A 19298-nucleotide genomic window follows, 5' to 3' on the forward strand; every position below is an offset into this window, starting at 1 on the left:
CAAGGCTTTTTTATTTGTAATGAGCTCAGGGCAATCACTGCCGAAATTTGTTGAAAATTAAGAGGAAATTCAAGAATACGTATTGAATTATAATAAAGGTATGTAATGGAGAGGAGGCTCGTTCATGTCATTTAAAGACTATGAATATAAACGCCCAAATATTGAAGAGTTAAAAGAGAAATTTACTGTTGCTTTAGAGAAGTTTGATAACGCAAAAACTGTAGAAGAACAAAAACAAGTCATTCATTCAATTAATGAGATTCGCAACGATTTTGGTACAATGGGAAACCTTTGTTACATTCGCCATTCTGTTGATACGACGGATACTTTTTATAAGGAGGAGCAGGATTTCTTTGATGAATTCTCTCCAGTTGTACAAGGATATGGTACAAAATATTATAAGGCACTCATTAATTCTCCATTTCGTGAAGAATTAGAGGCGTATTATGGAAAACAATTATTTGCTCTAGCAGAATGTGATTTAAAAACATATTCAGATGAAGTCGTGAAAGATTTACAATTAGAAAATAAATTATCATCGCAATATACACAGTTATTAGCATCTGCAAAAATTGACTTTGCTGGAGAAGAAAGAACGTTATCGCAACTGATTCCGTTTATGCAAGGAAAAGAAAGAAGCGAACGTAAAGCAGCAAGTGAAGCATACTACGGATTTTTAGCTGGAAATGAGGAAGAACTAGATCGTATTTATGATGAGCTTGTTAAAGTGAGAACGAAAATCGCAAAATCTTTAGGTTTCAAAAACTTTGTTGAACTTGGATATGCAAGAATGTACCGTACAGATTATAATGCGGAGATGGTGGCTAATTACCGTCAGCAAGTGCTAGATTATATCGTTCCCGTTACAACGGAATTAAGAAAGCGACAACAAGCACGTATCGGTGTAGAGAAGTTAGCTTATTACGACGAAAACTTTGAGTTTGCTACAGGTAACCCAACTCCAAAAGGAGATGCGGATTGGATTGTTGATCATGGAAAGACAATGTATAAAGAGTTATCGGCTGAAACAGATGAATTTTTCAATTTCATGCTAGATAATGATTTATTAGATTTAGTTGCGAAAAAAGGAAAAGCTGGTGGCGGATATTGTACATATATTGAGAATTATAAAGCGCCATTTATTTTCTCAAACTTCAATGGAACATCTGGTGACATTGACGTATTAACACATGAAGCAGGTCATGCTTTCCAAGTATATGAAAGTCGTAAATTTGAAATTCCAGAATATAATTGGCCAACATATGAGGCGTGTGAAATCCACTCTATGAGTATGGAATTCTTTACATGGCCATGGATGAAGCTATTCTTTGAAGAAGATGCAGATAAATATTACTTCTCTCACTTAAGTTCAGCACTTCTGTTTTTACCTTATGGTGTATCTGTTGATGAATATCAACATTATGTATATGAAAATCCTGAAGCATCACCTGAAGAGCGTAAGACAGCATGGCGTAACATAGAGAAGAAATATTTACCACATCGTGATTATGAGGAGAATGATTATTTAGAGCGCGGTGGTTTTTGGCAACGTCAAGGGCATATTTATAGCTCACCGTTCTATTATATTGATTACACGCTTGCTCAAATTTGTGCGCTACAATTTTGGAAACGTGCAAGAGATAATAGACAAGAGGCGTGGGAAGATTATGTGAATCTGTGCCAACAAGGTGGAAGTAAATCGTTCTTAGAATTAGTAGAGGTTGCAAATTTAACATCACCATTTGCTGAAGGCTGTGTGAAAAGTGTTATTACAGAAATTGAAGCATGGTTACATGCGATTGACGACACAAAATTGTAAAAAACATGCGCTTTTTTCACATGTTTAACATCGACATAATGGGAAAATGATGAGATAATAAAAGAAAATTCAGAATACTAAAGGGGTGTTTCTAATAAGGAGCACCTCTTTTCACCAACAAAAGGGGGGGAACAAGTATGCTTCAATCTAATATGGATGTAAGTTTAGAAAGTTTAGTAAATTCATTACAGGCTACTCGAAGCACGCTATTATCAGAAATTGAAATGTTAAATGACACAGAAGTGAATGTAAAGCCACGCCGTGATAAATGGAGTATTATTCAAATTTTACACCACTTGCATTTAGTTGAACAATCTGTCACGTCTGCCCTTGTATATGCTTTACAAAAAAATGAAAGAAACATGACTCCATTTAAAGACCTCCAACTTACGCTTGATCGCACACATAAACGAGAAGCTCCTCAGCAAATGCAACCAACAGAAACTTTAATGAAAAAACAGCAAGGAATTCAATTGCTAGAACATTCACGCCAAGAACTATTACACGCGCTTCATAGTGTTATAGATGAAAAAGATCTATTTGAAAATGGATTAAAGCATCCTGTTTTTAATGATCTGAATTTGTATCAATGGGTTCAATTTCTTGATTTGCATGAACAAAGACATCTTACGCAGTTAAAAGAGGCGAAACATGCAATTTTGCAACGCTAAAGTGGAAGAAGTGGGAAACCACTTCTTTTTTGATACGTGCATAGTTTTCTTTCTTATTTTGGAATACTACATGGAGAAATAAGAAAGAAAAGAAGGAGTTGAAAAAACATGTCTAAGAAGAAGCGAGAAGAAGAGCGCGCCTGGAAAGCACGTAAAGAAAATCAACAACCGCACGGAAAAGTGAAAGCTTTTGCTGAATTAGTTGAAGGAACAGAAAAAACGTGATGAGTATTTCATCACGTTTTTTGTATGAGTGGAAAAGTTAATAAAAAGGTTGTACCGATTCCTTTTTCACTTATAATATCAATTTTTCCATTCATAGCTTGAACAACACTGAATACGACCATCATTCCAAGTCCAGTACCTTTTTCTTTCGTTGAATAAAAGGGCGAACCAAGACGTTTTACTTGTTCTGAATCCATACCGACTCCTGTATCTTTTATATATAACTGAATATGCTTATGATCAGGAACTAATGTGAAATAAAGATCACCGCCTTTTGGCATAGCCTCAATGCAATTTTTTAAAATATTTAATAAACATTGATTTAGTTTTTGCTTTTCTCCAGCGATAAAAAAAGAAGTGCTTTGCTTTATATAATGAGTACGTACATTTGTTAAATTAGCAAGCGGTGTAATTAGCGACAATGCATGTAGTAATTCTTCTTCTAACTGTAATATTTGTTCTTTTTCAATGCTTGGTTTAGCAAAGGTTAAATAATCTGTAAGAACATGATTTGCTTGTTCGATGCCATTAATGGCAATGTCGATATATAATTTTCGTTCCTGCTCAGTGCATGTATCTGATTGTAACAGTTGTAAAAAACCTTTCGTTGAAGTTAATGGATTGCGAATTTCATGAGAGATAGACGCTGCCATTTCACCAATTAAATGAAACTTTTCAGCATTTATAAGTTCATTTTGGAGACGAACTTGAGTTTGTAATATGTGTAGTAAATATAAAATTAGAATCGTACCAAGCATTGAACATAATTCATACACAATAATATGCGGTATATAATCAGTCTTATTTGTAACCTTTGAAAGGAAGAAGGGTATCCAACTAAATCCGTATGTGAGACTGTAGATAATAGCAAGTGTTATTTTTATACGATTAGAAGTTCGATTGAAAAATTTATATGTTAATAATAGAACAATAAATAGAAGAACAGAACCGATAAGAGATGGGAAAACACCTACCCCACCTAATAATAAGCGATATATGTTTAATACAACTAAGATAGAACCACCAGCAATAGGCCCTCCCGTTAATGTACCGACAATTACTACAATATGGCGCATATCAAATTGAAAACCATTATTTGTTTTTGCTGCAAATGTAATACAGAGTACGGTAGCGAGGCAACAGAGTACAATGAATATAGCTGAATTTAATTTAGGAGAGCGTTTCCCTTTTTGATTCCAAAATAAATGATATACGAGCATTGTAATCAGGATGAATAATATATTTAAAAAGAGATAAATAATAAAGGATTTCAGTGGGATGCCTCCTCTCTTCTTATATTAAATTAATCATACTATAAAATGAAAGAAATGAAATAATAAATAGCGGAAAAATCAGAAATTTTTACGCTAGTATACAATATGTTACAATAAGCTATGTCAATGAAAGAAGAAATTCCGTGCACTGCGCGGGAGAGGTTCGCGAACTCCCTCTATAAAAAACTATGGAAACAACAATATCCTTAGGTATTGTTTTGTTTTTTTATTGTGACAGTTCAAGAACGTTCTTTCTTCTTATTTATAGTAGAGAAGGAGAATGAGTGAAATGAAAAAAGAAAAAGCAGTTGTTGTTTTTAGTGGAGGACAAGATAGTACGACATGTTTATTTTGGGCAATAGAGCAGTTTGCAGAGGTAGAAGCTGTAACGTTTAATTACAATCAACGTCATAAGCTAGAAATTGATTGTGCAGCGGAAATTGCAAAAGAACTAGGAATAAAGCATACGGTACTAGATATGAGTCTATTAAATCAACTTGCTCCAAATGCGTTAACGAGAACGGATATGGAGATTACACATGAAGAAGGTGAATTGCCATCGACATTTGTAGATGGACGAAATTTACTCTTCTTATCATTTGCTGCTGTATTAGCAAAACAAGTTGGAGCACGTCATATTGTAACGGGTGTATGTGAAACTGATTTCAGTGGTTATCCAGACTGCCGTGACGTGTTTGTGAAATCGTTAAATGTTACTTTAAATTTATCTATGGATTACCCGTTTGTCATTCACACGCCACTTATGTGGATTGATAAGGCTGAAACATGGAAATTATCAGATGAACTTGGAGCATTTGAGTTTGTTCGAGAAAAAACATTAACATGTTATAACGGAATCATTGGTGATGGTTGCGGTGAATGTCCAGCATGTCAACTTCGTAAAGCAGGATTAGATACGTACCTACAAGAACGCGAAGGAGCGAACAACTAATGGATAACTTTTTTGGATTTCGCATCGTAGAGAATTTGCAAAAAATGGACAAGGATATTCAGCGTAAACAACTCAAATACCATAATAAAAGAGTAATGGTCAGCAAGGAATTTACATTTGATGCAGCACACCATTTACACTGTTATGAAGGGAAATGTAAAAACTTACATGGTCACACATATAAAGTTGTATTTGGAATTAGTGGATATGTAAATGAAATAGGTCTTGCAATTGACTTTGGAGATATAAAAGAAATTTGGAAGAATGAAATAGAAATTTATCTAGATCATCGTTATTTAAACGAAACGTTACCTGCAATGAATACGACTGCTGAAAATATGGTCGTTTGGATTTATGAAAAGATGGCAGAAGCACTAACAAAAGAGAATAGAGTGAACGAATATAAAGGAGCTCGCGTTGAATTTGTTCGTTTATTTGAGACGCCGACTAGTTATGCGGAAGTAAGACGGGAGTGGATGCTTGATGAGTAAAATCCCTGTCTTAGAAATATTCGGTCCGACTATTCAAGGTGAAGGAATGGTTGTAGGGCAAAAGACAATGTTTATCCGTACAGCTGGTTGTGATTATAGCTGTGCTTGGTGTGATTCTGCTTTTACGTGGGATGGATCAGCTAAAGATCAAATTAGACAGATGACACCAGAAGATATTTGGGATGAGCTTGTTGCAATTGGAGGAGAAAATTTTTCTCATGTTACGATTTCAGGTGGAAATCCGGCATTATTGAAAAATATTGAGTTTCTTCTTTCTATATTAAAAGAAAATGGAATGCGAACGGCAATTGAAACGCAAGGGAGTAAATGGCAAGATTGGTTACTTCAAATTGATGAGATAACAATTTCTCCAAAACCACCAAGTTCAACGATGAAAACAGATTTTCAGAGGTTAGATGCTATTATTCAGAAACTAGCAGGAAAAGATATTAGTTTAAAAGTAGTAGTATTCGATGATCATGATTTTGAATATGCAGTTAAGATGCACGAACGTTATCCAAAGGTACCATTTTTCTTACAAGTAGGAAACGATGATACAAAAACAGTGGATGATGCGATGCTTATAAAAAAATTATTAGATAAGTATGAATGGCTGATTGATAAAGCTGTAAATTGTAAAGAGATGAATGATGCAAAAGTATTGCCTCAGCTTCATGCGTTAGTATGGGGAAATAAGCGCGGCGTATAACGAGAAGGGATGTTTAAAATGACAGGAAGATTAGATGAAGATTTAAAAGATGTAACATTACTAGGGAATCAAAATACAAAATATTTATTTGAATATAGCCCAGAAATATTAGAGGTATTTGATAATAATCATCCAAACCGTGATTATTTTGTAAAATTCAATTGTCCTGAATTTACAAGTTTATGCCCGAAAACAGGACAACCAGATTTTGCAACAATTTATATTAGCTATATTCCAGAGCAAAAAATGGTAGAGAGTAAATCTTTAAAGTTGTATTTATTTAGTTTCCGCAATCATGGTGATTTCCATGAAGATTGCATGAACGTTATTATGAACGATTTAATTAAATTAATGGATCCACGTTATATTGAGGTATGGGGGAAATTCACACCACGTGGTGGCATTTCAATTGATCCATACTGCAACTACGGGCGCCCAGGGACGAAGTATGAACAAATGGCTGATTACCGCATGATGAACCACGATCTATATCCGGAAACAATTGATAATCGTTAATAGAAAGAAAGGGCCTGTATAGTATACAGGCCCTTTCTTTCTATTATATTATGCATTTTGATTAATGACAGTATAGTTTTTATGACTTACAACTGTAAGAGGTTCCATATCTAGTTCTCTAAAATTCTTCATAATTGTTATATCAACAATAACAGAGTTTTGATTTACTTTTTGAACACGGCCTTGCATTCCACCTTTAAATTCGATGATATCTCCAGTTTCTGCGATCTGCATAAGCAACTCTCCTTGTTACAGTTTTCCCAAAAAAAGAATAAATTTGGGTTTTTTTATTTCCTCCTATTTTGAACCATATTTCCTACTTTGTAAATGTTTCCAAAGTAAAAATTCGAAAAATATTCACTTTTTGTAAGAAAATATGTAGAAAATCCATGTTTTTTGAAAAAAATAGCAAAAATGCGAGAATCTTTATATCGAGGTATAATGAAAAAGTAGAATAACCTGCTGAAGTGGGAGAAATTAGAGGCGGTAAAATGATGTTTGAATTTGTGGGGAGTGTTATAGCTTTAATTTTATTTTTATTTTCTTATATGCATTTAAAAAAGATTCGTCAATATGATACGAGTACATATTTTGATGGGATGGATGGTATCCATGCTTCGATAACACATGATAGTGGTGGGGAGATGTAAAGGTATATAACTTTATTTTCTTGCGTGGTATGATGTTTAGAACTAGTGCATAATAGAGTTCATAAGTGATGAATGGAGAGTGAAAAGAATGAAGATTTCTTTTATTCGTCATGGTCGCTTAGATTGTACTATAGAACCAATGACGGTTACATCCTTTCATGAATGGATAAAAGGATATGACTTACATACTATAACAGAAAAACAACCTATACCATTGGAAACAAGAGAAGCGGTTGAAGTAGCGAAATTGATTGTAACGAGTGATCAAAAGTGTGCTGTACAGTCAGCAGCTGAATTAATGGATTCTTTATCTTTTATACAAAATTCTCTTTTTAGGGAAGCGGCAGTTCCGGCGAGCTTTTATGCGCCAAAATGGTTGAAGTGTAAACTTAACGTATGGATGTGTATTGGACGAGCATTATGGATACTTGGTTACCATAAAAATGTTGAATCTTATAAGGAAGTAAGAGAGAGGGCAAGGCAAGCAGCTTACGTATTACATCGTTATGCTCTCGTACATGGAAGTATTGCTCTTGTAGGTCATAATTATTTTAATTCGATGATTGGAACGGAGCTGAGGGCAATGGGATGGTCTGGTTCGCCTATTTTGCATAGAAAGCCATGGGGATGTACAACATATACGTTTCACGAGGCGATGGATGGAAATATATTAAATACGAATTTAACATAAAAGCACACGATTTATATAAATCGTGTGCTTTCTTTTTAAGATACAGAAATTTTGACGTTTAATGGTTTTACGAGATGAGCATAAGGTTCGCCTACTAGCATAACAATTTCATCTTTTTTATAACCTAACTTTTCGTATAGTGAATAGGCGCGTGTGTTTTCTAAATTAACAAGTAAAGCGATTTTTTCATGCCCTTTTTCAGTTGCATAGATTTCGGCAGCTTCAATTAATTTAGAACCGATACCTTTTCCGCCGTGTGCACTTGAAACTGATAGTGTATCAATGTAATACTCATCAAGCTCAGCTTCTTTTTCTAACGTAATTGATTCATCTTTATGTAATTCTCTTAAGTGATGTACAATTGGTGCGTCAAGCTGTGTTGCTTCACTACCGTGATAAGCGACAATAACTCCAACTGCACTCTCGTCTTGTTCATAGACAAAACAGTTTTCGTAGCTCAGACGGTTATTTTCTTTTGAGAACCATGTCTCAAGTCCTAGTAATACTTCTGCTTCATCTGTGCTACCTGTGATTTTTTCAGCAATTTCATGCAGAGCATTATACAATAAAGGAGCTATTGCCATTGCATCTGTCTTTTTTGCTTTCCGAATCATAGTATCCCTCCTAGTTCTATTTGTATATTGTAGCATAGTGGTATGGAACTTTGCATAATTGAATGCCGAAATGTTTGATATAGAGAAGTAGCTATGTTAGTATATGATATTTAGTGGACATATAGTAAAACGATATTGTTTGCGAAATAACGAAAATAAAATCATGGCATAACAACGAGATAAAGTGAAACGTTAATCAGTAAGATTTTTTGTTCATTCCACGACTGATTAGTAGTCAACACCAATCGCACTACCTGCAAATAGCGGGATAAATTTACAGTTGTTGACCTATAGAATATACGATAAAATAAAATATTGCAGAGAGGTGAAATACATGGATAAAGAATTAGCAAATACAATTTTAGATCAGCTAAAAAATGGTGAAATAAAGGAGTATGTTGTTACGAAAGATGTATTTTATACGTTCAGAGAAGTTGTTGTAAATAGAGAAGACTTTAAGCATTTCATTGGTAACGCACAGCGAGGCGGGCAAGTGATTTATACATATTCAGAAACGCCACGTTCATAAAGAGGAATTTTGATCAGCAGGGCATCTCTCACTGATTAGTAGCCTTTCACCAATCGGACGTTTAATGCGGGATAAATAAAAGATAAAGGAGAGGGGAATTATGGGCGATTTTAGACAAGGCATTTTACCACATTGGGATTATATGTGGAAAGATAGAGCCGGCAATCGATTTATGGGAATGGTTATGTATCCAGAGAAACGAAAATGTTCAGCAAAAATGCTTCAGAAAATAAAAAGAGCATATGAAGAAGCAGTAGAAATTAAAGTAACTGTACAAGTTCGACATACATATCAGTACGTAGAAGGAATGATTGTATACTTTGATGAAGAGGCTCCGGTATGTACAATGATTGATAAAGATGAAAATCCGCATCATATATTTGTAAAAGATATTTTGCGCATTGAGCACTCTGAATAAACTTTTCATAAATAAATTGAAGTTCCATAATAATAATCTTTTTCTATAATAGTTATCTTTTAGTATGTAACGAGAAACGAAAGTATATGTATAATATATTTAATAAGGTAAATTTGATAAATGTAATCGTTTTTTAGAGCAGATTATAGTTTCATATCTGTTCTTTTTTGCGTGATGCTGGAGAAATATATTTCTTCAGCATCTACCGTTTTATGACAAAATATATTGTTAACTTTTTTAAAAATAAGGTTAAATTCGTTGACAACTTTTTTGAAAAGCACTTTATTGACATGAGTTTTAGAATGTTGTTTCATAGTCATTGTATTGAAAAAAAACGGCTATCATGTCGAAAAGTAAAAGTTAAAAAAAGAAAGAATTTATACATATATCTTGTGTCTTATTTTGAAACGTAATACAATATATAGAGAAATCAAGAACAACATATAGAGAATATAGATTTGAGAGGGAGGGTCGGAAATGTTAGTTGCATATGATTCTATGACAGGAAACGTGAAGCGTTTCATTCACAAATTAAATATGCCGGCCGTTCAAATTGATGAAGATCTAGTAATAGATGAAGACTTTATTCTTATTACGTATACAACAGGTTTTGGCAATGTACCAGAACGTGTTTTAGACTTTTTAGAGCGCAATAATGAAAAATTAAAAGGCGTATCTGCAAGCGGCAATCGTAACTGGGGAGACATGTTCGGTGCAAGTGCTGACAAGATTTCTACTAAATATGAAGTGCCTATTGTATCAAAATTTGAGTTATCTGGAACAAATAACGATGTAGAATATTTTAAGGAAAGGGTGCGGGAGATTGCGACACATTGAACTGAATAATGAAATCACGCAAATGCAGGACGGTTTTTATCAGCTTCATAAAGATAAAGAGGCATTAGAAGTCTTTATGGAAGAAGCTAGAGAGAATACCGTTCCTTTTAATAGCGTGGCAGAGCGAATGGAGTATATGAAAGAACATGATTACTATTACAACGTTCTGGACGAGTATAGCTTGGAGGAAGTAGAGGAAGTATATAACATCGCTTATGGTGAAAACTTCGAGTTCCAATCTTATATGGCAGCATCTAAGTTCTACAAAGATTATGCGTTAAAAACGAATGATCAAAAACAATACTTAGAAAGCTATGAAGATCGTGTAGCAATTGTTTCATTATACTTAGGACGCGGTGATGTTTCGAAGGCAAGACAATTCGCAAGCATGATTGTAAAACAAAATTACCAACCAGCGACACCAACCTTTTTAAATGCGGGAAGAAGCAGAAGAGGAGAAATGGTGTCTTGTTTCTTGTTAGAGATGGACGATAGCTTAAATTCGATCGGCTTTAACATTAATACTGCGATGCAATTATCGAAAATCGGCGGGGGAGTAGCTTTAAACTTATCTAAACTACGCGCACGCGGTGAGCAAATTAAAGGTATCGACAACGCTGCAAGTGGCGTAGTACCTGTTATGAAATTGCTTGAAGATTCGTTTTCATATGCGAATCAGCTTGGCCAACGAAAAGGTGCCGGTGCAGTATATTTAAACATTTTCCATTGGGATATTATTGAATTCCTTGATACAAAAAAAATAAATGCCGATGAAAAGAGCCGTATTCAGTCTCTATCAATCGGAATTATCGTTCCAAGTAAGTTCTTTGAGCTTGCTGAGAAAAACGAACCTTTCCATGTTTTCGCGCCTTACACGGTGTATAAAGAATACGGAAAGCATTTAGATGACATTGATATCGATGAAATGTACGATGAATTAATGAGCAATCCGAAAGTGAAGAAGAAGCCACTAGATATTAGTGCACGTGATATGCTTATTAAAATCGCTATGATTCAGCTTGAGTCTGGTTACCCATACTTAATGTTTAAATCAAATGCAAATAATCAACATCCATTGAAGGATATTGGAACTGTGAAGATGTCGAACTTATGTACAGAAATCTTCCAGCTTCAAGAAACTTCAGAAATAAATGATTACGGTACAGATGACATTATCCGTCGTGATATTAACTGTAACTTAGGATCGTTAAATATCGTAAACGTAATGGAAAATAAAGAAATTCGTGAAGCAGTTCATGCGGGAATGGAAGCTTTAACAGCTGTTTCTGATATGACGATTATTCCGAATGCACCAACTGTGAAAAAAGCAAATGACGAGCTTCATTCAGTTGGACTTGGAGCAATGAACTTACACGGATATTTAGCAAAAAATAAAATCGCTTATGAAAGTGCAGAAGCGAAAGAATTCGCTCGTACATTCTTTATGATGTTAAATTACTACTCTATTGAGAAAAGTATGGAAATCGCTACAGAAAAAGGCGAGACATTTAAGGACTTCGATAAATCTGATTATGCGAATGGCACATACTTCGAAAAGTATGAAACGACAGATTACAGCCCAGTAACTGAAAAAGTTCAGCAACTATTTGAAGGAATTCATATTCCAACAAAAGAAGATTGGACAAGTTTAAAAGAGCAAGTGCAGAAGAATGGTTTATACAACTCATATCGTCTTGCCATTGCTCCAACACAATCAATCAGTTACGTTCAAAATGCAACTTCAAGCGTAATGCCGATCGTAAGTCAAATCGAATCAAGAACATATGCGAATGCGACAACATATTATCCAATGCCGTATTTATCAAAAGATACGTTCTGGTACTATAAATCTTCTTACGATATGAATCAGTTTAAATTAATTGATTTAATCGCAGAAATTCAAGAACATATTGACCAAGGAATTAGTACAATTCTTTACGTTAATAGTGATATTTCAACACGTGAATTAGCACGTTACTACATCTATGCACATAAAAAAGGCTTAAAGAGTCTGTATTATACGAGAACACGTAAATTAAGCGTGGAAGAGTGTGTGGCTTGTACCGTTTAATATAAAAAGTGAGACATGATGAGCAGGGTTTTCTGAACCCTGCTCATGCTTAGTTATCATATTTAGAGAAGGGGCGATTTAATGCGTGCGGTAAACTGGAACAAAAAAGAAGATGATTTTAGTTTAATGTTTTGGAAGCAAAACATCGCTCAGTTTTGGACAGAAGAAGAAATTGCGGTTTCGTCTGACAAAAATACTTGGGTGCAATTATCGAAAGAAGAGCAAATTGCTTATAAGCGTGTATTAGGTGGTTTAACACTTTTAGATACGAAACAAGGTGGCGAAGGAATGCCACTTGTACTGGTTCATCTTGAAAATTTACAAGCGAAAAGTGTATTAGCTTTCATGGGAGCTATGGAAGAAGTACATGCGAAAAGTTATAGTCACATTTTCACAACATTAGCTACAGAAGAAGAGATTGATGATATTTTTGACTGGGTAGACAATCATCCGTTACTTGAGAAAAAAGCTGGTATTATTACTAGTTACTATCGTCGTTTATTAAAGCCTGAAGTAACAAAAAAAGAGTTATACATGGCAATGGTAGCAAGTGTGTTCTTAGAAAGTTACTTATTCTATAGCGGATTCTTCTATCCACTTTACTTAGCTGGTCAAGGAAAACTAACAGCAAGTGGTGAGATTATCAACTTGATAATTCGTGATGAGTCAATTCACGGCGTATTCGTCGGTATTTTAGCACAACAAATCTTCGCAGAACTTTCTGCAGAAGAGCAACAAGAAGTGCAAAAAGAAACACAAGAGTTATTAATGGAACTATATGAAATTGAAATGGCCTATACAGAAGAAATTTACACTTCTATCGGTCTTGTAGAAGATGTAAATCGTTTCGTTCGTTACAATGCGAATAAAGGGCTTATGAACTTAGGACTTGAGCCGAAGTTTGAAGAAGAAGAAATTAACCCAATCGTTTTAAATGGTTTACGTACAGATACGAAAAACCATGATTTCTTCTCTGTAAAAGGAAATGGTTACGTAAAAGCAACGAACGTTGAAAAGTTAGCTGACGATGACTTCGTGTTTAACTTTTAATATAGGATTATAAAGAAAAACTGTCTTATTCATTGATAAGACAGTTTTTCTTTATAATTTTGTTTACATAACACTATTATTTTTGTATAGCGATTTATATTTGGGAAGTTCTATTCGTTTAACGGATAGAACTTTTTTGTAATTAAATGGGTATTTACAAACTTTTTGTATCGGTGTATTATTTAACTAGTACACTAATACAAAAGGAGGGAAGAAATGAAAATAGAGTTTTCTCCAAATACACCAATTTACATTCAGGTAATGGAATACATAAAAAAAGAGATCGTAACAGGACATTTATTACCTGGTGATAAAATTCCCTCTGTCCGTGAATTAGCGAGTGAATTACAAGTGAATCCAAATACGATTCAGCGTACATTTCAAGAGCTAGAACGGGATGGAGTTGTTGTCACACGTAGAGGAATGGGACGGTATGTAACGAATGAAGGGGAGAAAATTATGGAGCTGCGAAAAGAGATGGCGAAAGAATTACTTCATTCTTTTATAGATGGAATGGACAATTTAGGTTTTTCAGAAGAAGAAATTCTTACAATTCTTCGTTCTTCATTACATGATAAGAGGGAGGAGAGCCAATGACAGAGCTATTGAAAATAGAAAACTTATGGAAGAGATACGGATTAAAAGCAGTGATCCGTGAATTAAACATAGAGATTACGGAAGGGAAAATCGTTGGGCTTGTTGGAGATAACGGGAGCGGGAAAACGACGTTATTGAAAATGATTGCAGGCTTGCAACACCCTTCTGAAGGTAGTATTACAATAGACGGTAAAAAGGTAGGGTTACAGACGAAAGAAATTGTTTCATTTATGTCCGATAAGCCAATCTTTGATGATTGGATGACTGTAAAAAACGCTTTATTTTTCTATCGAGATTTTTATAAAGACTTCGATATTCAAAAAGCGGTAGATACGATTGCAGAATTTAAAATACCGTTAGAAGAAAAAATTACAGCATTGTCAAAAGGTATGGTTGAGAAGTTGCAGATTATTTTAACGTTTTCTCGAAAAGCGAAGCTATATGTACTGGATGAGCCATTGGGCGGGATTGATCTTGTTTCTAGAGAACATGTACTTGAGTTAATACTTAAATTTTATCGTGAAGATTGTACGCTACTTATATCGACTCATTTAATAAGAGAAATCGAAAATATATTCGATGAAGTAATCTTTTTGAAAGATGGAGAAATAATAATGCATGAAAATGTGGAAGAACTACGATTTCAAAAGGGTAAAGCAGTACATGAGCTGTTTAAGGAGGCCTATGAGAAATGAGTCAGCTTTTTCTTTATCTATATAATTGTAATAAGAGAAAGATAGCCATTATTTACTTTGGTTTTATTACAGTTTCATTAATTCTTTTATTTAATATGAAAGGAGTTTCAGGAGTTAGAATTTCAGGTAGGCAAGATATAATTATTATTATATTCTTTATCGTACTAGGTATAAATGGATTTGCAATTCTTTTAACAGGTATATCGTCTTTTCGGAAAATGTTAAAAAACTCTATGCTACGTTATACTTCTATTTCAGCAAAAAAGTATATATGTGCAAATAGTTTATTCTGTGTACTACTCTTTATGATTTTGCTAGGAATAGGAATCATTTTTCTATACTATTTTTCTTTAAATATTTACAATGGAAAAACTAATTTAGGTATTCAGCAAGCAATACACAGTTTATATAATTATGGAATATTACATCATATGTTATCTATTTTCTTATGGGGACTAGATTTTCTTAATATGCTAGTTTCTATTTATTTCATTATAGTAATTGTAAAACTATTAAATGTGAAATCATCTATGAATAAAGTTGCTTGTTTAGTTTTATTCGTCATTTTTACCGCATTTAATGGAGGAATAACGTATATTTTTCAGCAAATAGAAAAGTATGTGTTTGCTATAAATAATATTGGATTTATAGATCAAAATGGTTTTTTAAATACATCATTTTATTCTGGTACAGAGGTTACAATTTTAAATCTATTTTTTAATTGTTTATTAACAATTATATTACTAGTAGTTACAGGTCACATAGTCGATAAAAAACTAGAAGTCTAAAGGAGGAATCAGCATTGGGAAACGTAGTAGTAAAGTTAGAGAATGTTCGAAAAAAGATTGGTGGAACGGAAATTATTCGTGGTTTATCATTTGAGGTTCGTGAAGGAGAAGTATACGGATTCCTTGGACCGAACGGTAGCGGTAAGACGACGACGATCCGTATGATGACAGGTCTTATTTCAATGACAGAGGGCGATATTACAATTTGTGGACATAGTATTCGCTCAGAGCGTGAAAAGGCACTAGAGCAAATTGGAGCGATTGTAGAAAATCCTGAACTATATGATTATATGACAGGGATGCAAAACTTAAAGCATTTTGCGAACATGGCCATTACACCAATTAGTAAAGAGCGCATTGCTGAGATTGTAAAGCTTGTTGAGTTAGAGCATGCGATTCATAAAAAGGTGAAAACATATTCACTTGGTATGAAACAACGTTTAGGAATTGCACAGGCATTACTGCATCAGCCGAAAATCTTAATTTTAGATGAACCGACAAATGGATTAGATCCAGCTGGTATTCGCCAAATTCGTGATTATTTACAACGTTTAGCGAAAGAAGAGAATATTGCTGTAATCGTATCAAGTCACTTATTGAGTGAAATTGAATTAATGTGTGATCGCGTCGTTATTATTAAACAAGGTGAGTTTGTACAAGAGTACAACTTACATGAAAAAGTGAAACATGATGAGGCAGTCGTTGTAGCGTTTGAAGTAGATGAAGTTCAGAAAGCAAATGAAATCATTAAAGGTAAAGCAAAAGGGAATGTAATTGTAGCATCTGTAACAAAAGACAACATTCCGCAACTTGTAAAAAAACTTGTTCATGCTGATGTGCTTGTATACGGAGTTACTGTTCAAAATAAAACGTTAGAGGATGAGTTCTTAGCGATTACTGGGGGAGTGAAAGCGTAATGTTTAAATTAATTCAAAATGAATTTTTAAAGTTGCATGCGAAAAAAGGTATGTATATTTTAATGGGTGTCATTGCGGCACTCGAAATTTTAGGTACTTTAGCAATGTTGAAGTGGGGAAAAGGTGATGAGTTTAAGGGATCATATTTAGATTATGCAAACTCAGAGATTGGCTTAATTGTTTTATTTACAACGATTTTTGGGATTACACTTGCTGCCCGTACTCTTACTGATGAGTTCCAAAAAGGTACAATTAAACAATTGTTAATCCGTCCAAGAAAAAGACTTGCAGTTTTATTTTCTAAATATATTACAGTGTTATTAGCAATGTTATTTATCGTATTAGCTGGTATGCTAATTGCAATGATTATTGGCGGTATTGTAATGGATGGTAGTAAAACAGAATTAACATTAGGAATCGTTATGAAGTCCACTTTATATCAACTACTTTCACCGTTCTTTTTTGCAACACTTGCATTTTTCCTAGCAAATGTCTTTAGAAAATCTGTATTACCATTAATTATTACGATGTTCCTATTCTTCTTACAAGGTGCAATTAATATGGTATTAATAATGTTTGCAAAAGGTGTAGCGAAGTTTGTAGTATTCAACCATTTGGATTTAAGAGCTTACGATAGTAATAAATTAATCAATGGTGGAATGGAACCAACATTTACAGAATTTACGTTTACAACTTCATTATTACTTGTAGCTGCATACTTTGTTGTGTTACTTGTAGCATCAAGTGCATTATTCCAAAAACGTGACGTATTATAATAAAAGAAATCCCCGCTTGTAAAAACGGGGATTTTTATTACATAAATTTCACTTGGATTGCAACTTGAAGAACAGCGATATGGTATTTTAAGAGCTATGTTGTTTGAAAGTAATTGAGAAAAATAGGAAGGGTTTCAACTATATTCATATTATAATGTAGTTATCCGACCATTTACTTTTACTATCTTTGGAGGTGTTCTATATGCACTATGCATTTTCACGTATAAGGCTACGCAGCTTTTTTGGATGGATGATTATAGGGGTGTTCCTTATAATGATACCATTAGGTCTAGCAAATGTTTCTGAGAATACGATGGAGGTTATTTCACAAATAACTGTATTTTTTGTATTTCCATTACTTTGGCTATACGTAAAAACAAATAAAAATAATATTGTATTTAACAGTTTTTTTGATAAGCCAGGACGTTTATCTTGGGGATTAATTGTATTAGCAACGATAATGGGGATGATTTTTTCAGTTGGCATATCTCAGATTCAATTTTACATATTAGCACATACGTTACCGAATTTCTTAGTTACTATGCTAGAAGACGGAAATGTTATTAATACGAGTAACGTATATATGACGATATTTACTTTCATTTCAGCATGTGTGTTAGCACCTATTATGGAAGAGGTTATTTTTAGGGGATTTTTCTTACAGCGAATGGCTCATAAATGGGGAATTAAAAAAGCTGTAATTATATCTTCAATTATTTTTGGCCTAGGACATTTTGATGTTATTGGTGCGTTCATGTTTGGTGTCGTTATGTGTCTTTTATACATAAAGACAAAAAATATATGGACGAATATAGCTGTGCACGCTCTAAATAATTTGATTGCAACAAGTATGCAATTTTTCGGTGGAGAAGAAAGTGGTACAATCTCAATTACTGAATTACAAGCGCAAAGTAATTTATGGATCGGTATCGGTCTTACAGTTGTTGGATTACTATGGTTAATTCCGTATGTTTGGAAACAATGGCGTACAGTAAAAGAAGTTGGCGTGCCACCAGTACGTTTTATAAATGAGCAAAAAGTAGTGAATTCATCACAAGAAAATGAAGTGTATAGTCAAGTGATCGTAACCGATAGATTGATGGCCATAGAGTTACCAGATGAGGCTGTAAATAAGCTTCGGTTAGAAGAAAATGATTATGTAACAGTAGCTGTAGAAGAAGATAAAATCGTTATAAAGAAAGCACATAATAGATAATTAAAAAGTAGCTCTTAGGAGCTACTTTTTAATTTGTAATAATTTCTACACGAAAATTATTACCGTTCTTGACATATTTAATATCTGTAACAGTGCGGACTGTCTTTAAAATCTCCACTTTTTCACCAATTCGCGGGATGGTCGGAACATTGTCCCAAATACCAAGCAAGTCATCTAATTGTGCCGTTTTTTCATAAAACCAGATTTTCAATGTAAAGCCCCTTTCTCGAATTTTATGTATTTTAATACATAATATATTATTTTTATTCTTATTGTAAGGGGTTTTTTTATAATTTATGAATAAAAATAAATTAATCTTCTGGGAAGATATGTTCAATATCAGGAGTAAGAGATACTTCTGATAATACGATATGAGAAACTGTCGTTGCATATGAAGAAACATCATTGATAAATTCTTCAAGTTCAACGAGTGAAGGAACAGAAATTTTTACAATGTAGCATAAGCTTCCTGTTACTCGGTAACAAAAACTTGCAGATGGATAAGACTGAATAAACTGTTGCATACGTGTTGTATCACCATTTTTTAAAGTGATTTCTAAAATACAATCTAAAACTAGTCCTGCTTTTTTATAGTCGATATCGATTGTATATTTTTGAATAACGCCTTCACTTTCAAGTTTACGAACACGTTCTGCAGTAGACGGAGCAGATAAGTTTACTCGTTTCGCCAATTCACGCATAGAAAGGCGACTATCATTATATAATTCATTTAAAATTTTTCGATCAACACGGTCTAGTTGCATTTGTAAATATACCTCCAGTAAAATAATG

The 19298-nt window shown here is 33.8% G+C and carries 25 protein-coding genes and 1 riboswitch; of the genes, 20 read left to right on the forward strand and 5 right to left on the reverse strand.

The window, feature by feature from the left end; translation table 11 throughout:
* The first annotated feature begins 124 nt into the window (after nt 1-124).
* From M1D73_RS06685 to M1D73_RS06695, 3 genes are all read left to right on the forward strand, one after another.
* Nucleotides 125-1819, forward strand: a complete 1695-nt coding sequence (locus tag M1D73_RS06685; protein ID WP_000008577.1) for a M3 family oligoendopeptidase — start codon at nt 125-127, stop codon at nt 1817-1819.
* A 137-nt stretch (nt 1820-1956) separates the two neighbouring features.
* Entirely contained in the window at nt 1957-2490 is a 534-nt protein-coding gene (locus M1D73_RS06690; protein WP_000941961.1) for a DinB family protein, read from the forward strand.
* A 108-nt stretch (nt 2491-2598) separates the two neighbouring features.
* Nucleotides 2599-2715, forward strand: coding sequence for a DUF6254 family protein (locus M1D73_RS06695; protein ID WP_000038355.1), 117 nt, complete (start codon nt 2599-2601; stop codon nt 2713-2715).
* Between the two features lie 11 nt (nt 2716-2726).
* Here M1D73_RS06695 and kinB read toward each other — a convergent pair whose 3' ends face one another.
* A complete protein-coding gene (gene kinB / locus M1D73_RS06700; RefSeq protein ID WP_121868150.1) occupies nt 2727-3935 on the reverse strand; it encodes a sporulation sensor histidine kinase KinB in 1209 nt (402 codons plus the stop codon).
* Nucleotides 3936-4141: 206 nt separating this feature from the next.
* Nucleotides 4142-4185, forward strand: a riboswitch (PreQ1 riboswitch).
* A gap of 93 nt (nt 4186-4278) precedes the next feature.
* On the opposite strand from kinB, the gene queC reads away from it, so the two are divergent.
* Genes queC through queF form a run of 4 tightly spaced genes read left to right on the forward strand, consistent with a single transcriptional unit; the run spans nt 4279 to nt 6657 of the window.
* Entirely contained in the window at nt 4279-4941 is a 663-nt protein-coding gene (queC, locus tag M1D73_RS06705; RefSeq protein WP_000711595.1) for a 7-cyano-7-deazaguanine synthase QueC, read from the forward strand.
* Nucleotides 4941-5432 carry a 6-carboxytetrahydropterin synthase QueD gene (gene queD, locus M1D73_RS06710; RefSeq protein ID WP_000368414.1) on the forward strand — a complete coding sequence of 164 codons (492 nt, stop codon included), beginning with the start codon at nt 4941-4943 and terminating at the stop codon, nt 5430-5432. Before queC ends, queD begins: the two co-directional genes overlap by 1 nt.
* Nucleotides 5425-6141 (forward strand): 7-carboxy-7-deazaguanine synthase QueE, encoded by a 717-nt coding sequence (gene queE, locus M1D73_RS06715; protein ID WP_000036294.1) that lies wholly within the window; start codon nt 5425-5427, stop codon nt 6139-6141. The genes queD and queE overlap by 8 nt, the downstream gene beginning before the upstream one ends.
* A gap of 18 nt (nt 6142-6159) precedes the next feature.
* A complete protein-coding gene (queF, locus tag M1D73_RS06720; RefSeq protein ID WP_001986050.1) occupies nt 6160-6657 on the forward strand; it encodes a preQ(1) synthase in 498 nt (165 codons plus the stop codon).
* Between the two features lie 48 nt (nt 6658-6705).
* On the opposite strand, the gene M1D73_RS06725 is transcribed toward queF, so the two are convergent.
* Nucleotides 6706-6891 (reverse strand): YkvS family protein, encoded by a 186-nt coding sequence (locus M1D73_RS06725; RefSeq protein ID WP_001165082.1) that lies wholly within the window; start codon nt 6889-6891, stop codon nt 6706-6708.
* A 260-nt stretch (nt 6892-7151) separates the two neighbouring features.
* Between M1D73_RS06725 and M1D73_RS06730 the strand changes: the two genes are divergently transcribed.
* Both M1D73_RS06730 and M1D73_RS06735 read left to right on the forward strand, forming a co-directional pair.
* A complete protein-coding gene (locus tag M1D73_RS06730) occupies nt 7152-7307 on the forward strand; it encodes a hypothetical protein (protein WP_000461432.1) in 156 nt (51 codons plus the stop codon).
* 88 nt (nt 7308-7395) lie between these two features.
* Nucleotides 7396-7998, forward strand: a complete 603-nt coding sequence (locus tag M1D73_RS06735) for a hypothetical protein (RefSeq protein ID WP_000703104.1) — start codon at nt 7396-7398, stop codon at nt 7996-7998.
* 35 nt (nt 7999-8033) lie between these two features.
* Here M1D73_RS06735 and M1D73_RS06740 read toward each other — a convergent pair whose 3' ends face one another.
* Entirely contained in the window at nt 8034-8612 is a 579-nt protein-coding gene (locus tag M1D73_RS06740; RefSeq protein WP_000619542.1) for a GNAT family N-acetyltransferase, read from the reverse strand.
* Between the two features lie 334 nt (nt 8613-8946).
* Here M1D73_RS06740 and M1D73_RS06745 point away from each other — a divergent pair, with 334 nt between their 5' ends.
* The 11 genes from M1D73_RS06745 to M1D73_RS06795 all read left to right on the forward strand — a co-directional run bounded on the left by M1D73_RS06745 (nt 8947) and on the right by M1D73_RS06795 (nt 18506).
* The gene (locus tag M1D73_RS06745; protein ID WP_000356684.1) at nt 8947-9141 is read left to right on the forward strand and encodes a hypothetical protein; all 195 of its coding nucleotides are present in this window, start codon (nt 8947-8949) and stop codon (nt 9139-9141) included.
* Nucleotides 9142-9241: 100 nt separating this feature from the next.
* Nucleotides 9242-9559: a hypothetical protein gene (locus tag M1D73_RS06750; protein ID WP_121868151.1), complete on the forward strand. Its 318-nt coding sequence runs from the start codon at nt 9242-9244 to the stop codon at nt 9557-9559.
* Between the two features lie 477 nt (nt 9560-10036).
* Nucleotides 10037-10396 carry a class Ib ribonucleoside-diphosphate reductase assembly flavoprotein NrdI gene (gene nrdI, locus M1D73_RS06755; protein ID WP_000959447.1) on the forward strand — a complete coding sequence of 120 codons (360 nt, stop codon included), beginning with the start codon at nt 10037-10039 and terminating at the stop codon, nt 10394-10396.
* Entirely contained in the window at nt 10383-12467 is a 2085-nt protein-coding gene (nrdE, locus tag M1D73_RS06760) for a class 1b ribonucleoside-diphosphate reductase subunit alpha (protein ID WP_001215839.1), read from the forward strand. Before nrdI ends, nrdE begins: the two co-directional genes overlap by 14 nt.
* 81 nt (nt 12468-12548) lie before the next feature.
* On the forward strand, nt 12549-13517 hold the full coding sequence (gene nrdF, locus M1D73_RS06765; RefSeq protein WP_001203029.1) for a class 1b ribonucleoside-diphosphate reductase subunit beta: 969 nt from the start codon (nt 12549-12551) through the stop codon (nt 13515-13517).
* Between the two features lie 216 nt (nt 13518-13733).
* On the forward strand, nt 13734-14114 hold the full coding sequence (locus M1D73_RS06770) for a GntR family transcriptional regulator (protein WP_000687512.1): 381 nt from the start codon (nt 13734-13736) through the stop codon (nt 14112-14114).
* On the forward strand, nt 14111-14809 hold the full coding sequence (locus tag M1D73_RS06775; RefSeq protein ID WP_000137744.1) for an ABC transporter ATP-binding protein: 699 nt from the start codon (nt 14111-14113) through the stop codon (nt 14807-14809). The genes M1D73_RS06770 and M1D73_RS06775 overlap by 4 nt, the downstream gene beginning before the upstream one ends.
* Nucleotides 14806-15597: an ABC transporter permease gene (locus M1D73_RS06780; RefSeq protein WP_000080432.1), complete on the forward strand. Its 792-nt coding sequence runs from the start codon at nt 14806-14808 to the stop codon at nt 15595-15597. The genes M1D73_RS06775 and M1D73_RS06780 overlap by 4 nt, the downstream gene beginning before the upstream one ends.
* A gap of 14 nt (nt 15598-15611) precedes the next feature.
* Nucleotides 15612-16514, forward strand: a complete 903-nt coding sequence (locus M1D73_RS06785) for an ABC transporter ATP-binding protein (protein ID WP_000528788.1) — start codon at nt 15612-15614, stop codon at nt 16512-16514.
* Nucleotides 16514-17290, forward strand: coding sequence for an ABC transporter permease (locus M1D73_RS06790; protein ID WP_000475456.1), 777 nt, complete (start codon nt 16514-16516; stop codon nt 17288-17290). The genes M1D73_RS06785 and M1D73_RS06790 overlap by 1 nt, the downstream gene beginning before the upstream one ends.
* A 202-nt stretch (nt 17291-17492) precedes the next feature.
* The gene (locus M1D73_RS06795) at nt 17493-18506 is read left to right on the forward strand and encodes a CPBP family intramembrane glutamic endopeptidase (RefSeq protein WP_000558808.1); all 1014 of its coding nucleotides are present in this window, start codon (nt 17493-17495) and stop codon (nt 18504-18506) included.
* Between the two features lie 28 nt (nt 18507-18534).
* Here M1D73_RS06795 and M1D73_RS06800 read toward each other — a convergent pair whose 3' ends face one another.
* Both M1D73_RS06800 and M1D73_RS06805 read right to left on the reverse strand, forming a co-directional pair.
* Entirely contained in the window at nt 18535-18717 is a 183-nt protein-coding gene (locus tag M1D73_RS06800) for a DUF3913 family protein (protein ID WP_000707107.1), read from the reverse strand.
* 100 nt (nt 18718-18817) lie between these two features.
* Entirely contained in the window at nt 18818-19270 is a 453-nt protein-coding gene (locus M1D73_RS06805; RefSeq protein WP_001175498.1) for an Lrp/AsnC family transcriptional regulator, read from the reverse strand.
* Nucleotides 19271-19298: the final 28 nt, after the last annotated feature.

The organism is Bacillus sp. PK3-067, assembly GCF_056738645.1.

Coding starts and splice junctions, on each gene's coding strand:
- M1D73_RS06685 (WP_000008577.1), top strand. CDS start 125: ATGTCATTTAAAGACTATGAATATAAACGCCCAAATATTGAAGAGTTA.
- M1D73_RS06690 (WP_000941961.1), top strand. CDS start 1,957: ATGCTTCAATCTAATATGGATGTAAGTTTAGAAAGTTTAGTAAATTCA.
- M1D73_RS06695 (WP_000038355.1), top strand. CDS start 2,599: ATGTCTAAGAAGAAGCGAGAAGAAGAGCGCGCCTGGAAAGCACGTAAA.
- kinB (WP_121868150.1), bottom strand. CDS start 3,935: ATGCTCGTATATCATTTATTTTGGAATCAAAAAGGGAAACGCTCTCCT.
- queC (WP_000711595.1), top strand. CDS start 4,279: ATGAAAAAAGAAAAAGCAGTTGTTGTTTTTAGTGGAGGACAAGATAGT.
- queD (WP_000368414.1), top strand. CDS start 4,941: ATGGATAACTTTTTTGGATTTCGCATCGTAGAGAATTTGCAAAAAATG.
- queE (WP_000036294.1), top strand. CDS start 5,425: ATGAGTAAAATCCCTGTCTTAGAAATATTCGGTCCGACTATTCAAGGT.
- queF (WP_001986050.1), top strand. CDS start 6,160: ATGACAGGAAGATTAGATGAAGATTTAAAAGATGTAACATTACTAGGG.
- M1D73_RS06725 (WP_001165082.1), bottom strand. CDS start 6,891: ATGCAGATCGCAGAAACTGGAGATATCATCGAATTTAAAGGTGGAATG.
- M1D73_RS06730 (WP_000461432.1), top strand. CDS start 7,152: ATGTTTGAATTTGTGGGGAGTGTTATAGCTTTAATTTTATTTTTATTT.
- M1D73_RS06735 (WP_000703104.1), top strand. CDS start 7,396: ATGAAGATTTCTTTTATTCGTCATGGTCGCTTAGATTGTACTATAGAA.
- M1D73_RS06740 (WP_000619542.1), bottom strand. CDS start 8,612: ATGATTCGGAAAGCAAAAAAGACAGATGCAATGGCAATAGCTCCTTTA.
- M1D73_RS06745 (WP_000356684.1), top strand. CDS start 8,947: ATGGATAAAGAATTAGCAAATACAATTTTAGATCAGCTAAAAAATGGT.
- M1D73_RS06750 (WP_121868151.1), top strand. CDS start 9,242: ATGGGCGATTTTAGACAAGGCATTTTACCACATTGGGATTATATGTGG.
- nrdI (WP_000959447.1), top strand. CDS start 10,037: ATGTTAGTTGCATATGATTCTATGACAGGAAACGTGAAGCGTTTCATT.
- nrdF (WP_001203029.1), top strand. CDS start 12,549: ATGCGTGCGGTAAACTGGAACAAAAAAGAAGATGATTTTAGTTTAATG.
- M1D73_RS06770 (WP_000687512.1), top strand. CDS start 13,734: ATGAAAATAGAGTTTTCTCCAAATACACCAATTTACATTCAGGTAATG.
- M1D73_RS06775 (WP_000137744.1), top strand. CDS start 14,111: ATGACAGAGCTATTGAAAATAGAAAACTTATGGAAGAGATACGGATTA.
- M1D73_RS06780 (WP_000080432.1), top strand. CDS start 14,806: ATGAGTCAGCTTTTTCTTTATCTATATAATTGTAATAAGAGAAAGATA.
- M1D73_RS06790 (WP_000475456.1), top strand. CDS start 16,514: ATGTTTAAATTAATTCAAAATGAATTTTTAAAGTTGCATGCGAAAAAA.
- M1D73_RS06795 (WP_000558808.1), top strand. CDS start 17,493: ATGCACTATGCATTTTCACGTATAAGGCTACGCAGCTTTTTTGGATGG.
- M1D73_RS06805 (WP_001175498.1), bottom strand. CDS start 19,270: ATGCAACTAGACCGTGTTGATCGAAAAATTTTAAATGAATTATATAAT.